The 13,418-nt window shown below is 40.0% G+C and carries 13 protein-coding genes; all 13 read right to left on the bottom strand.

The window, feature by feature from the left end; all coding sequences use genetic code 11:
• Positions 1-260: 260 nt before the first annotated feature.
• Positions 261-437 (bottom strand): hypothetical protein, encoded by a 177-nt coding sequence (locus tag Q360_RS25890; protein ID WP_156950126.1) that lies wholly within the window; start codon positions 435-437, stop codon positions 261-263.
• Positions 438-825: 388 nt separating this feature from the next.
• Complete coding sequence (locus tag Q360_RS27245) at positions 826-1,134, bottom strand: zinc-dependent metalloprotease (RefSeq protein ID WP_316931530.1); 309 nt, start codon at positions 1,132-1,134, stop codon at positions 826-828.
• Positions 1,135-1,208: 74 nt separating this feature from the next.
• Complete coding sequence (locus tag Q360_RS27240; RefSeq protein WP_027077664.1) at positions 1,209-1,514, bottom strand: zinc-dependent metalloprotease; 306 nt, start codon at positions 1,512-1,514, stop codon at positions 1,209-1,211.
• 43 nt (positions 1,515-1,557) lie between these two features.
• Complete coding sequence (locus Q360_RS27235; protein WP_027077663.1) at positions 1,558-1,857, bottom strand: zinc-dependent metalloprotease; 300 nt, start codon at positions 1,855-1,857, stop codon at positions 1,558-1,560.
• 36 nt (positions 1,858-1,893) lie between these two features.
• Positions 1,894-2,061, bottom strand: coding sequence for a hypothetical protein (locus tag Q360_RS27230; RefSeq protein ID WP_316931528.1), 168 nt, complete (start codon positions 2,059-2,061; stop codon positions 1,894-1,896).
• 138 nt (positions 2,062-2,199) lie between these two features.
• Positions 2,200-2,577 (bottom strand): DUF5117 domain-containing protein, encoded by a 378-nt coding sequence (locus tag Q360_RS27225; protein ID WP_027077662.1) that lies wholly within the window; start codon positions 2,575-2,577, stop codon positions 2,200-2,202.
• A gap of 38 nt (positions 2,578-2,615) precedes the next feature.
• Positions 2,616-2,957, bottom strand: coding sequence for a DUF5118 domain-containing protein (locus Q360_RS27220; protein WP_316931527.1), 342 nt, complete (start codon positions 2,955-2,957; stop codon positions 2,616-2,618).
• 296 nt (positions 2,958-3,253) lie between these two features.
• Positions 3,254-4,684, bottom strand: a complete 1,431-nt coding sequence (locus tag Q360_RS0114050) for an SLC13 family permease (RefSeq protein ID WP_027077660.1) — start codon at positions 4,682-4,684, stop codon at positions 3,254-3,256.
• A 91-nt stretch (positions 4,685-4,775) separates the two neighbouring features.
• Positions 4,776-6,170: a c-type cytochrome domain-containing protein gene (locus Q360_RS0114045; protein ID WP_027077659.1), complete on the bottom strand. Its 1,395-nt coding sequence runs from the start codon at positions 6,168-6,170 to the stop codon at positions 4,776-4,778.
• Complete coding sequence (locus tag Q360_RS23390; RefSeq protein WP_084273453.1) at positions 6,171-7,142, bottom strand: sugar phosphate isomerase/epimerase family protein; 972 nt, start codon at positions 7,140-7,142, stop codon at positions 6,171-6,173.
• 27 nt (positions 7,143-7,169) lie between these two features.
• Positions 7,170-8,681, bottom strand: a complete 1,512-nt coding sequence (locus Q360_RS0114035; protein WP_027077658.1) for a DUF1501 domain-containing protein — start codon at positions 8,679-8,681, stop codon at positions 7,170-7,172.
• A complete protein-coding gene (locus tag Q360_RS0114030) occupies positions 8,678-11,413 on the bottom strand; it encodes a PSD1 and planctomycete cytochrome C domain-containing protein (protein WP_027077657.1) in 2,736 nt (911 codons plus the stop codon). Before Q360_RS0114030 ends, Q360_RS0114035 begins: the two co-directional genes overlap by 4 nt.
• 279 nt (positions 11,414-11,692) lie before the next feature.
• Positions 11,693-13,384 (bottom strand): lysine--tRNA ligase, encoded by a 1,692-nt coding sequence (gene lysS / locus Q360_RS0114025; RefSeq protein WP_027077656.1) that lies wholly within the window; start codon positions 13,382-13,384, stop codon positions 11,693-11,695.
• Positions 13,385-13,418 lie beyond the last annotated feature (34 nt).

Raw genomic sequence — 13,418 nt, 5'->3', positions numbered from 1 at the left:
TTTTATTAGTCATGGCTTGGGTTTTTTAATTACATTACAAAGATAAATCACACCTAAACGCAAAAAAGCGTGTTGTTGTGAACTAGTGGTTTTTTGATGTGAAGATAGGCGGTTTTGTAGTTAGGTACTTACAGTTATCGGATTAATGTACCATTGGTCGATACCGTATAAAAACAGGTAGGTTATGCTGCTACCGGAAACTATATAAAAAAAAAGCATGGCTATTAGCCACGCTCCAGTTTCGGGGAAATAGTAGGTTATTAATTAATAGTATGCTGTTGTAAGTCCTCAGAATGAGTGTTTGCAACTTGATTCGTTTGAGTCAATTCCATTTTGTCAGATAGCTCTGGTATATTTTCTTCATTGGTTGCGTTATATAGTACAGATGCAAAAATGAAACAACTTAGGTAAATTAAACTTTTGATTTTATTATTCATGATTCGGGGTTTTTATTTACATGATAAAGGTAAAGCACACCTAAACGCAAAAAAGCCCATTGTTGTCAAATGGGTTTTTTATGATGTCAAATGTTAGTAAACTGTGGTTTATGCAATTCCCTTATCGGTGATATTTGCATTTGACCGATATACCCTAAAAAATCACTTTTTTAAGGGACCTATTTAGGATCTAAAATCATGTCTATACATTCTGAATTGTCTTGTAAATGATACTTGCTCAGTCTATCTGTTATTCTTAGGACTGTATTTCTAATGTTTCTTTTTAGATTATTTAATTCGGCGCGCGCCAAAGAACGAATATCAGACTGACTCGTATTCACCACGGTCGATTTTTGATATCCTCCAAAAGCTGGTTTTTACCTTGGTTTTACGTAGTCATTATATATGCTAATCGGTCTATATATACTTTTTGAATATTTCTCCTATACCTATCTATTTTTCTACCTGCAGGGAGTTCGGACCAAATACCTTTTCGTAATTCGCTAGTCATATTAATTAAGGTATACGATTCTGAACCATTAGCTGTTTTATTTTCTTTCAATCTGGGCATTTTTCCTAAACGTAACGTATTGTTCAGTGTTCTGACCTGCATGGGAAGTATACGTTCTGCAAAACCCGAGTATTGTGTTTTGCTGAAAATATCTTGGTCCAATAAGTATTCGGGGGTTTTGCACAACTCATCCTGATTGCATAGCATACATTGTGCTGATGCGCTTTTGAAACGTGCGTGTATACGGCACCTTCTTGTTCCTACGTTTTGTAGTTTTCATATACGGCCCCGATATTATTGGAAACATGTCTCATGTACCTCTTGCACTGAGATACCACTTGTTCGTAAAGTGTTCCCAATTCATCGTAGTTTTCCTCATCTTGTTTGGTCCATTCTATCAATTTTGGAATAATACGTTTCAAGTTTGCAATACCATAGCTACCAGTTTTTACGGCGTCGTCTCCCAAATCTTCGGTTCGTGAACTTGGGTCAACAATATCTCCCACGTGTTGGTGACCAAATCGATATAAGGGGTCTCCTAGATGTTTTAAAATCCAACCGTTCAAAGTACTTTTTCCTTCCTAAGCAGTCATACTATCCACGATAGGCTTATAAACCCATTGGGTAGCATATACCAATATCTGGCGTTAAGGCTTCCTCTTCGTCCCTTGGTTGCACAATGTGGTTAAAACGAGCATAGTCCATAATTGATGGCGTTGTGTGATATTTCTTGGTAAAACTTGCAGAACGTAAAGAACCTACTGGGTAAGCAATACTACTTCCCATGTTACATGGAAGCGCTAAAGTATGACCTACTTCGTGGGAGGAAACAAAACGGATAAGTCTGCCTTTAACAGCGTCGCTAAAGGCAACACCTTGCGCATCTGGAGTAATAGCTGCTGTTTGCATAAAGTACCAATTTCTGGATAAGTACATTAGATTATATTAAGCGTTAATATCGGACTCCAATATTTTACCAGTTCTTGGGTCGCTCACATGAGAACTACTCGCGTGGGGAATTGGAGAGGCTAAATAACGAACTACCGAATATCGTACATCTTCTGGAGACCATTCCTGATTTTCTTTTGCTGTTGGGGGGTCTTTGGCTATCATGGTATCTTTGAAGCCTGGAGCTTCAAAGGCGACCTGCTAATCTTCAACACCTTATTTGATAAAAGGTACGTATTGTTTTGGTGTGGCTCTATCTGCATAATAAACAATCTGTTTTTTAAGCTCCACCAATTCCATTTTTTATTTTTCAACATCCTTGTCTTTTACGGCTAAATGCCAGCGGTCCAAAAAGGGAACTGTTTTACTTTCCTGCGCATCCAAGCCATAATCTACTTGCCCTCTCGCAAACCAACCTACATGACGATTAAAATAACGTCTTTTCATAGGTTCTCTTGGTAATAAAATCATAGAGTTGTTGATTTCTAAAAGGATAGAACCTAGGCTGGCGTTACTTGGTGGTGTACTGGATACGTAGGTTTTCACATGTCTGGCCCCAACGTTTAAGGGGAAGCTTTTTATACGCTCACTAAAACTTCTGCTATCATCGAGACGGGAAACCTTATATCTCTTTCTGTATAATTCTGGCATTCCCAACCCCTCCGTATCTTTATTGAGCATGGCATCCAATTCAATAACAGTAGTAGCAGTATTTGGATTTAGGGAACCCTTTTGAATGCTTTAATATCAAAAGCAAAAAACACAGGCTTAAAGTTAGAATTAACGACTACTTCATTAATAGGTAAGGAATCTGCAGCCACAACACCATGGGAAACCACACGGAGCAGTACTTTTTTGTTTCGTTTCTCCCAACGTAGAACTTGTGTATTTATCTTACCACCACCTGAACCGATTTTAGAGGCTGTTTTGGAGGTACGGCTTACCATTAACATTTCCCTATTTAAGAGCGAGTCGGGAATCTCATAGTAATGTTTGTCTTCTACTACATACACATCAAATGACTGGTATCTGTTTTTGCCTCTTTGGTAACAGACCGACAAGAAGGTTTTATGGTGTCATTTTTGGGCTTCTCAGCAGCTTTCTCGGTCTTATTTTTTTCTTTTTAAAAAGTTGTGCTTCTGTACTTTGCTAATTAAGCATAAAAAGAAGCGTTAGCAACAGGGGGAATAATTTATAAGACATTTTTGATTTTAGTTTCGAATTTTTCAAGGAATAGGAAAAACAAATCAAACGGTAGTTAACGATATCATAAGCCTAAGCGAGGCGTATATTCCTTTAACACAATAGAATCGTCTGAGGGTTTTTGTATTACGTAAACGTTAAACGGCTTGGTCGCTCAAAATAGCACTGGAATGACAAACTGGAATAGTAGAATCAATAAACCCACGGAAATGAGGTTTAAAATAATGCCAGCACGAGCCATTTCATGTACCTTAATATAGCCACTTGCGAAAACAATGGCATTAGGTGGTGTAGCCATAGGTAGCATAAACGCGCAGCTACTCGCCATGGTTACAGGAATTAATAGATATAATATGGGGATTTCCAAACCTATAGCAATACCCGCCACTACAGGGGCAAGAACTGCTACAAGGGCTACATTGCTCATTAGTTCTGTCATAAAGAGCATTAGGGTAATCAATAGCACTGCTGTGATAAATATTGAAATTTCACTTGCTGCAATTGTATTGGCTACTACGTCTACGATACCACTCACAGACATACCTTTGGCCAGTGCTAGACCGCCTCCGAATAGGATAAGAATTCCCCATGCCAGTTTGGAAGTATCTTTCCATTTAATAATAAAGTCTCCTTTTTTTAGGTTGTAAGGAATAGCGAATAAGGATACGGCGGCAATCATACTGATGATTGTATCTGAAAGCGCTAACTCAGGAAATAATTTATTGATTAAGGTTCTAAATACCCATAAAAAGATAGTGATACCGAAAATTACTAGCACCATTTTTTCCTTTCCGGTCATAGGCCCTAATTTCGTTAATTCGGACTTTATGATATCCCTGCTGGCATTAAATTTAAGTTGCTTGTTTGGAAACATCAACTTCACCAATACTAGATAACTGATTGTAATCATGATTATTGAAAAAGGCACTCCGATGACCATCCATTTTAAAAAAGAAATCTGAATGTTATATTCACTTTCTAAAAGGCCGATCATTACAGAGTTAGGGGGTGTGCCAATAACGGTTGCTATGCCTCCTGCATTTGCTGAAAAAGCAATACCGAGCATAACACACAGTGCGAAATTTTGGTCACTTTTAGTAAATCCGTCTGCATCATTAATCAATAAACCGATTACCGACATCGCTATCGGAAGCATTACCACTGTGCTAGCCGTATTACTGATCCACATACTTAATGTTGCCGTGGCAATCATAAAACCTAAAACTACTTTATTGGGTGTGGTACCGGTAATTTTAATGATGTTTAAGGCAATCCTTTTGTGCAGATTCACTTTCTCTAGGGCCAATGCCATTACAAACCCCCCAAAAAATAGAAAAATAATAGGACTCCCATAGTTTGCACCAACATCTGCAACGGGCATTATTTTAAGTAAGGGAAAAAGAATTAATGGTAAAAGTGCGGTAACAGAAATAGATACGGCATCTGTAATCCACCAAATCACCATCCAAAGTGCTACGGCAATAACCGCATCACCTTGCACTGAAAGTAGTTCAACCGGCAGATTAATACCAATTAAAAATAAAATAGGACCTAAAAAAAGTCCCAATTTGCTGCTTATGTGCATTCAGTTTTATTGTTGGGTCTAAGCTATGTTTTTTCTTCTAGTCTAGGAAATTTTTAGGCTTAGTATTTTCTATGTTTGAGTGCTAAAGGAGTTAATAAATAATAGAGTCTGAAGGAATGGGTGGTAATTCGTAATTACCATAATCGATTTTAATTCGCCCTTCTTTTAGCGAATTCACTCCCTTGGTATTTACATTTGTGCTGTATAGAAAGACCCGTTGAAGTTTTGGAAAACTGGCTAGCTTTTCTAAATGAATCGTTTCGAAGTGTGAACCAGTTAGATTGATGGATTTTAAATATGTCAAGGATGTTAAGGCTTTAATCGTGTTTCCGGTAATTACCGTGTTATCCAATTTTAGAACGGTTAAATTAGGAAGCTGAACTAATTTTTCAACAAGAGCATCCGTCACTTGTGTACCACCTAGGTCTAGTCTGGAAATATTGTTTTTGAGCGAAAGCAAGCCCTCAAAATCACTATCTTTAAAAGAAGGTTTATTAATAGCAGAAACACTCAAGAAGTTTGTAGCCTTACTAATAGCATCTACATGAATACCGATTTCTTTTATAGCTAGAATACTATCTTTTGATACTTTGGCTATTTCTATATCTGGATAATCATAATCGTGTTTTGTTAGAAAAAAAGAAAGAAAGAGTTGTTTTTTTAGACCAGCCTCCTTGATGCTACCCTCAAATGGATGTCCAGCATCTATCCAAGCTGCTATTAATTTTATTTCTTCTTTTGTAGGTTGTGTTTTTCCATTTGGAGGCATGTGTTCATCCTCGGCCATTGGGAGTGTTATTCTATGGTATAACGCGCTTATATTGGAATTTTCAGCTAGCAGTAGTTCCTCGTTATCGCCTCCTTTTAAAATTCCTTCTTTCGTATGTAAAAGCAATCCACCCTTAGTTTTTTTAGGATTATGGCAACTCACACAGGTGTTATTTAGGATGGGATTGATAAGGTCTTCGTAGATAAGTGCCTCCTCCCAAGTAGCCTCGTTCAGTACAATCTCCCTTTTCTCAAAAGTTTCGAAACCTAAGGCTGATTTGATGTTGTTGGGCAAGGGTTCTATGAGATAATCCTCGCCATGGGTAATGTTACCACCTTGATGGCCAGTATAGGAAAGCAATATGAAAAATACGATTGAAAACGCGATTACGGGAATCTTTTTGAAGATTTCCGTAGCCTTCAATCCGGCAACCTTACTGTACATTAAAAAAGAAAAAAGTGCCGTAGAAATGCCTGCCCATAAATGCCATTTTATGGTGTCAAAAGCATAACCTTCGCCTACATATTGTAGATAACCTGTAATACAAGCAAATACGGCGCTGATGCCGCCCCATTTATAGATTAAGGAACTTACCTTATTGAATTTTTTTTGTTTGCGGTCGTACCATTGCAGTAACAGACCAAGGATGATAAATCCAATAGGCAAGTGAACGATGAGCGGGTGTAGCCTGCCCAAAAGTTGTTTCAGTACCTCCATCTAAATATGGGAGTTTAAACCGGTCAATTCAAAAACAAATCTTGATGTCATAAATCTAATTAATTCTGTATTTATAATTGGTAGCGTACTACGCAACTGTATTAAATTGTTCAAACGTACATTTAAGATTTTCATCATATACATATTTGCTTTCCATTGGTCTGCCACTGGAACATGCGCGTAGGGTAAGGTTGGCATATGGTCCGCTGAGCCAAATTCGGTAGTAATTGTAAACACATTTTGAGTTTGCCATTTCTGCCGGATAACTATTTCCCAAATATCCAAATACCGGTTAACCGCTTTTTTCCATTCGGGTGCTTCCGGACTGTTAACCTGTGGTCCTTCTGCATGGCCAATGCGGGCGATAATGTGATGGGAGTGATTTAAGACTTCGGACAACTCGGTAACTTCATTTTCTAACAAAGATTCGTGAACAACCATCCAATGGCTGATATCCAAGGTTAACTTTAGATCAGGTATAACCTGAATATATCTTTTGGTATCGGGAAGGTTGTAGCTAAAACGACCTCTGTGCGTTTCGTGGTAAATGGGAATGTTGTGTTCCTTGGCTAGTTTGTTCGCTGCATCTATAAAGGAATTGTTTTGTTCAAAAGGATAAAAGTCATTTCCTGTAAGGCAATTTACGGCAATGGGGTTAAATGCTACCAAGCTCATTAAATTCTCGGTATATCGGATGAAAGCCTCTTCAAATGGGAGCGTTTTATTGGTGCCGGTCAAAAAAATGACTTTTAGGCCATATTGGTCAAGTGCTCTTTTTAAATCTAATTCACTTTGTAGCTCGGTTGGGAACCATACTTCAATCCCATCATAACCTGCAGCTTTTGTTTTTTCGCAAAAAGCATCCCAAGAGATTTGTCGTCCCCAATCGGTTTGATAGCATTCTAGTTTTTTTTCTTGGGAATAGAAGGGGAGGGTGAAAAGCAAACAGGTTAGGAGGAAGCGTATTCTCATTTTAGTTTTGTTACGTCTATTACATGTCTATGCCAATATTTCTTTTATAATTTCGCCTTCCACATCCGTTAGCCTAAAAGGTCTTCCCTGGAATTCGTGTGTGAATTTTTCATGGTCGAAACCGAGTAGGTGTAAGATGGTGGCATGCACATCATGTACGGATACACGGCCTTCTATTCCTGAAAATCCAATATCGTCTGTTTTTCCGTGTGAAGTCCCATTTTTTATGCCTCCACCGGCCATCCACATGGTAAAGGCATCTCCATGATGATCACGTCCTTTATATGCCATTTTGGTATTACCACGGTTCTCCTGCATGGGTGTTCTTCCGAATTCCCCACCCCAAACAATAAGGGTGTCGTCCAATAATCCACGCTGTTTCAAGTCCATGATAAGTGCGGTTATGGGTCTATCGATTTCTCTACACTTATTTCGAAGTCCCATATCAATAGAGCCTGACCTTACGTTTCCATGAGTATCCCATCCCCAATCGAAAAGCTGCACGAAGCGCACACCGTCCTCTACTAATTTTCGAGCTAAAAGACAGTTATTGGCGAAAGATTCCTTCCCAGGCTCAACCCCGTACATTTGCTGTATATGTTCAGGTTCGCTGTTGATGTTCATAACCTCGGGTACTGCAATTTGCATGCGGTACGCCATTTCATATTGATTAATGCGAGCCAATATTTCCGGATCAGCATATTTAGCGTATTCTTCTTTATTAATTTTGTTGATTGCGTCAATGGTACTTTTCTTCAGGTCGCGTGTAATACCATCTGCGTCTTTAATATATAACACAGGATCCCCTTTAGAGCGACATTGCACACCTTGATATACAGAAGGTAGAAATCCACTTCCCCAAACACTTTTGCCGGCATCTGGGGCATTTCCGCCAGAGGTCAAGACCATAAACCCAGGTAAGTTCTGGTTTTCCGATCCCAGTCCATATGTGGCCCAAGAACCTATACTTGGTCTGCCCAAACGGGCACTTCCCGTGTGCATAAACAATTGTGCGGGACCATGGTTAAATTGATCGGTGTGCACGGCTTTTAAAAAAGCAACATCATCCACTACCTTTTTAAAATGAGGCATAAAATTGGAAACCCAATTCCCCGATTCGCCCTCTTGTTTAAATTGCGCCTGTGGACCCATTAATTTGGGTGTACCTTTTATAAAGGCGAATTTCTTGCCTTCTAATAGCGATTGGGGACAATCCTGACCATCGTATTTCTGCAATTCGGGTTTGTAATCGAACATTTCCAATTGGGAGGGTGCACCTGCCATGTGTAAATAAATAACGGATTTTACTTTTGGTGCAAAAGGCGGTGCCAAGGTCGATAAGGGATTCAAATCACGGGCCGATAAAGTAATAGGTCCTTTTTTGGTCGAGCTAGTCAAGGGGTCACATCCCATAAAAATGGAACTCAGAGCCAAACCGCCCATGCCCTGGGCGCAACTTTTTATAAAGTGTCTTCGGGTTTTTTCCTGCGTTTCAAGGGCTAGTTTTTCCTGTATCAGTCTTTTTACGATGTCTTTCATGTTTTTGTTAAAAATTCATCTAAGTTCATAATGGCATTCGCTACCATGGTCAGCGCCGCAAGTTCTGCCGTGGGTTGCTCCTCAAAATCAAGGAACAGTTGTGATGCTTCTTTGTTTTTGGTAAACTCGGTAATGGAGTTTTCGTATAGTTCTGTTAGTGCTTCTAAGCGGTTAGATGTAATTTTTTTGAACGTAGCCTGCTCATAACTGTTAATAATGCTTTTCTCTATATCATTGGCAACTCTATTGTTTTTTGCTAAATGGTAGGAAGCTTCTAAGTATACGGGGTCGTTTAAAGTGACTAGGGCTTGCAAGGGCGTGTTGGTAACGGTTCTGCGAATCATGCAAACTTCTCGACTTCCGGCATCAAAGGTTAGGAAGGAAGGATAGGGACTCGTACGCTTTAAATAGGTATAAATCCCACGGCGGTAACGGTCCTCTCCTTTACTTTCTACCCAGTCGGCGCCGTTGTAGACGGTTTGCCAAACACCATCTGGTTGTGGTGGCATTACGCCGGGACCATACATTTTATCACTTAACAATCCTGCTACGGCCAAAGCCTGATCTCGAATTTGTTCTGCCCCCAATCGTATTCTAGGGCCTCTGGCATACAATTCGTTTTCAGGGTCTAGCTGGTACATTTCGGGTGTGCTTTCCGACTTTTGTCGATAGGTGCCAGATAGCACAATATCTTTGATTAAAGCCTTCATACTCCAGTCGTGTTTGTTCATAAACCGCAGGGCCAGCCAATCTAATAAAGCTGGGTGAGTAGGCGCATCGGACTGTGAACCCATGTCCTCAATGGTAGAAACCAGTCCATGACCATAAATCTGATGCCAAACCCTATTGACCAAGGTTCGGGCCGTTAATGGGTTTTCTTTGCTGACAACCCAACGCGAGAGGCCCAAGCGGTCTTTGGTCCAACCATTGTTCCACGCATTTAAACTTTTTGGTGTGGCAGGTGCTACGGTATCGGTTTTGGTAAGCCAACTTCCGCGGTTAAATACCTGTGTGGTGCGCTTCATATATGCTGGGTTTTCTACCAAAATGGGCACCGTTTCCGTGTTCGTGTTTAGTAATTCTAAAAGAGTCGTATTTATTTCCGCCCATCCTTGTTTTTCTTGCGCTGGGATATCAGGAATAAAACCTACCCAATACATATTTAAAATATTCTTCTCTGGCGCAACAGCATCGTTTTGTGTCTCAATATAGAGGTCTGTTTTCTTGTCTATATTCTTTAAGGCGAATTGCGAAGTCCTATTATTTTGAGTCTTATTGATGGTGAATTGGCCCAGTATAGGTCCATTGACATCGGTTTCTCGAATGGTCATTTTGGTGCCATTATAATGGGAGCGATAATTCAGGTAAACATAACTCGCGTTGTTGGTATAGGCATCGGGAATGATAAGGTTGCCATCATCCCAAAACACGACTGAAGCATGATCGTCATACACACTATTCTTAAATTCTTTAAAGAAATGTGATTTATAAACAGGCTCAGTGAATTGCAGAAAATTCCGATACGTTTTTAAGGCTTTTTTGTTGCCATGTTTACTTACCCAGTCCAGTACTTTATCCACTTGTTTTTGTTGTGCTGTATCATAAAACTTTAGCACAGGCGATTCATTGGGCGTATCCTCATCACGGGAATTGTTAAAAAAGGCCATTAGATTATAATACTCCTTATGCTTAAACGGGTCATAGGTGTGACTATGACATTGAACACAGCCAATAGTGGTGCTTTGAAACACCTCAAACGTAGTATTTACTCTGTCAATAACCGTTGCCACCCGATATTCCTCATCATCGGTGCCGCCTTCGTCATTGTTCATGGTGTTTCTGTGAAAGGCCGTAGCAATCAATTGATCTGTAGAAGGTTCTGGCAGGAGGTCGCCTGCCAGCTGCTCTATGATGAATTGGTCATAGGAGAGGTCTTTGTTAAAAGCGTTGATGACCCAATCACGGTATCTCCAAATGGAGCGACCCATATCTTTTTCATAGCCTTTGGAATCCGCGTAGCGTGCAACATCTAACCACCATGTTGCCCACTTTTCCCCAAAAGTTTCTTGGTCTAACAGGCTATCTACCATGGTTTCGTAGGTAATTCCGTTATCGTTGAATTTTTGTACTAGTGCTGCGGATGGAGGCAATCCTATTAAGTCTAGCGCCACACGCCTGGCAATACTGTTCTTTTCGGCAGGTGTATTAGGTTCTAGTTGCTCGACCCCCAAACGGGCTAAAATAAAATTATCGATATCATTTTTTATGAAGTCGGACGCTATTTCCGGCGTAAAACTGGCTTTAGAAAGTTTTGTGGGTACATCCACTTTTTCCGGCAGGGAATAGGCCCAATGTTCTCCCCATTCTGCACCTTGGTCCACCCAACGAGTCAATAAATTGATTTCTTCATCAGAAAGTTTTGATTTTTCGTAGGGCATGCGAAGTTCCAGATTGTCTTCGTGCAATCGCTTGATGAATTCGCTATTGGCGGCATCGCCTCGAATTATGGCTGGTTTGCCCGATTCGGTATCGGCAAAGGCTTCTGCCTCGAACAACAGGCTAAAACCTGCGTTTTTCTTTACGCCACCGTGACAGGTAATGCAATTCTTGTTAAGAATAGGCTTTATTTGAGTGCTAAAATCAACACGTTCCTTTGTTTGACACGATTGTAATGCAACAAGCACCAATGCAAGGAACAGCAGCTTAGTTCCATTAAAAATTTTCTTTTCCATTTTCATTGGTTCGCTCCGCTAGCAACCTATTTAGACCTCATTACTAAGGGTAGGGGAAATGGGTCATTTCTAGCTAGTTCAATACTAAGAACTTATAAACGATATCAAAATAGACAATTCTTTTGAAAATACAGACAAATTTAGCTCGTAGGCTGTTTTTTAGCTACGGAAAGTAGTGCTTTGTGGTTTTAATCAGTGCTTCTCTCCTTTCTAAGTAATTATATCAACTATAGGAAAGAGGAAGCTTACTCCTTTTGTGTTCGAAATTAAATGGAATATTTACGAAGTCGCTTCTACAAACAGTCCGTCATCGTTTTTAGTGACTTTGGTAAGCCCATGTTTTGTGAGTGCCTTAATGGATTTATCCCATTTTTTACCACTCAGCTCGGACTGGGTTTTTAGCGCTCCCAATAACATAGAACCATTGGGTTTTAAAATAGCCATGATGGCTTTTTCTTCATCCGTCAACTCCACAGCTTTCTTTTCCGGTCGCATTTGAGGGAAGAACAACACTTCTTGTATAGAAGAATTATTGGTCATTAACATCACCAAACGGTCAATACCAATGCCGATTCCCGAAGTTGGGGGCATCCCATACTCTAGAGCTCTTAAGAAATCCTGGTCTATGAACATAGCCTCATCATCCCCGTTTTCGGAGAGTCGTAATTGTTCCTCAAAACGTTCTCTCTGATCAATTGGGTCATTTAGCTCAGAGTAGCAATTCGCTAGTTCCTTACCATTTACCATGAGTTCAAAACGCTCGGTTAAAGCGGGATTGTCCCGGTGTTCTTTCGTTAACGGACTCATCTCCTTTGGGTAATCTGTTATGAAGGTAGGCTGAACGTAGAAGTGCTCACATTTTTCACCAAATATTTCATCTATAAGTTTCCCTACACCCATGGTTTTATCAACCTCTAGGCCTAATTTTTTAGCTGTTTCGCGTAGTTCAATTTCTCCCATACCAGCAACATCTGCTCCGGTATGTATTTTTATAGCCTCTAAAATAGGAATACGCGGATAAGGTGCTTTGAACTCTATTTGATGTTCCCCGACGGTTACTTTAGAACTTCCCGTGGCATCGATGGCTACTTTTTCCAGTAGTTCCTCCGTAGTGTCCATCATCCAATTGTAATCTTTGTAGGCTACATAGAGTTCCATAACGGTAAACTCTGGATTATGGGTACGGTCCATGCCTTCGTTTCTAAAATCCTTTGAGAATTCGTAAACGCCATCAAAGCCGCCAACAATCAATCTTTTTAGATATAATTCATTGGCAATACGCAGGTACAAGGGTATATTTAGCGCATTGTGATGTGTTAAAAAAGGACGTGCCGCTGCGCCTCCTGGAATGGGTTGAAGTATAGGTGTCTCTACTTCTAAATAGCCTTTGTCATTATAAAATTTACGTATGCTATTGGTAATCTTGGTGCGCTTAACAAAGGTTTCTTTCACATGCGGATTAACTACCAAGTCAACATAGCGCTGGCGGTAACGTAATTCTGGGTCGTTGAATTCATCATAAGTATTACCCTCTGCGTCCTGCTTAGGTAAGGGCAGTGGTCTTAAAGCTTTGCATAAAATAGTATAGTCTTTTACTAGCACCGTAATCTCTCCAACTTGCGTGGTAAATAGTTCTCCTTCAACACCTATAATATCTCCTAAATCTAAAAGTTTTTTAAAGATTTCATTGTATTTGATATGGTCATCTGGTGGACAAATTTCATCCCTGTTAAAGTACACCTGAATACGACCTTCGCTATCCTGCAATTCTCCGAACGATGCTTTTCCCTGTATTTTTTTACGCATCAATCTACCTGAAATCACAACTTTCTTTCCTTCTTCGTAGTGCTCCTTTATACTCTTTGAAGTGGCATCCACAGGATACAAAGCGGCGGGATACGGGTCAATCCCCATTTCCCGTAATTTTGTTAATTTCTCTCTTCGTACAACCTCTTGTTCGGTTAATTGCATAGCGCTTATTTTAAAGCCGCAAATATACTTAAGA

This window comes from Maribacter antarcticus DSM 21422, from assembly GCF_000621125.1.
In the GTDB taxonomy this organism is placed as follows: domain Bacteria; phylum Bacteroidota; class Bacteroidia; order Flavobacteriales; family Flavobacteriaceae; genus Maribacter; species Maribacter antarcticus.
The sequence above is the reverse complement of the archived record's forward strand: the minus strand, read 5'-3'. Positions and strand labels throughout refer to the sequence as shown.

What these genes read in the sequence shown, in the direction of transcription:
- Q360_RS25890 (WP_156950126.1), bottom strand. Translation starts at nt 437, where the DNA reads ATGAATAATAAAATCAAAAGTTTAATTTACCTAAGTTGTTTCATTTTT.
- Q360_RS27235 (WP_027077663.1), bottom strand. Translation starts at nt 1,857, where the DNA reads ATGCAAACAGCAGCTATTACTCCAGATGCGCAAGGTGTTGCCTTTAGC.
- Q360_RS27230 (WP_316931528.1), bottom strand. Translation starts at nt 2,061, where the DNA reads ATGATAGCCAAAGACCCCCCAACAGCAAAAGAAAATCAGGAATGGTCT.
- Q360_RS27225 (WP_027077662.1), bottom strand. Translation starts at nt 2,577, where the DNA reads ATGCTCAATAAAGATACGGAGGGGTTGGGAATGCCAGAATTATACAGA.
- Q360_RS0114050 (WP_027077660.1), bottom strand. Translation starts at nt 4,684, where the DNA reads ATGCACATAAGCAGCAAATTGGGACTTTTTTTAGGTCCTATTTTATTT.
- Q360_RS0114045 (WP_027077659.1), bottom strand. Translation starts at nt 6,170, where the DNA reads ATGGAGGTACTGAAACAACTTTTGGGCAGGCTACACCCGCTCATCGTT.
- Q360_RS23390 (WP_084273453.1), bottom strand. Translation starts at nt 7,142, where the DNA reads ATGAGAATACGCTTCCTCCTAACCTGTTTGCTTTTCACCCTCCCCTTC.
- Q360_RS0114035 (WP_027077658.1), bottom strand. Translation starts at nt 8,681, where the DNA reads ATGAAAGACATCGTAAAAAGACTGATACAGGAAAAACTAGCCCTTGAA.
- Q360_RS0114030 (WP_027077657.1), bottom strand. Translation starts at nt 11,413, where the DNA reads ATGGAAAAGAAAATTTTTAATGGAACTAAGCTGCTGTTCCTTGCATTG.
- lysS (WP_027077656.1), bottom strand. Translation starts at nt 13,384, where the DNA reads ATGCAATTAACCGAACAAGAGGTTGTACGAAGAGAGAAATTAACAAAA.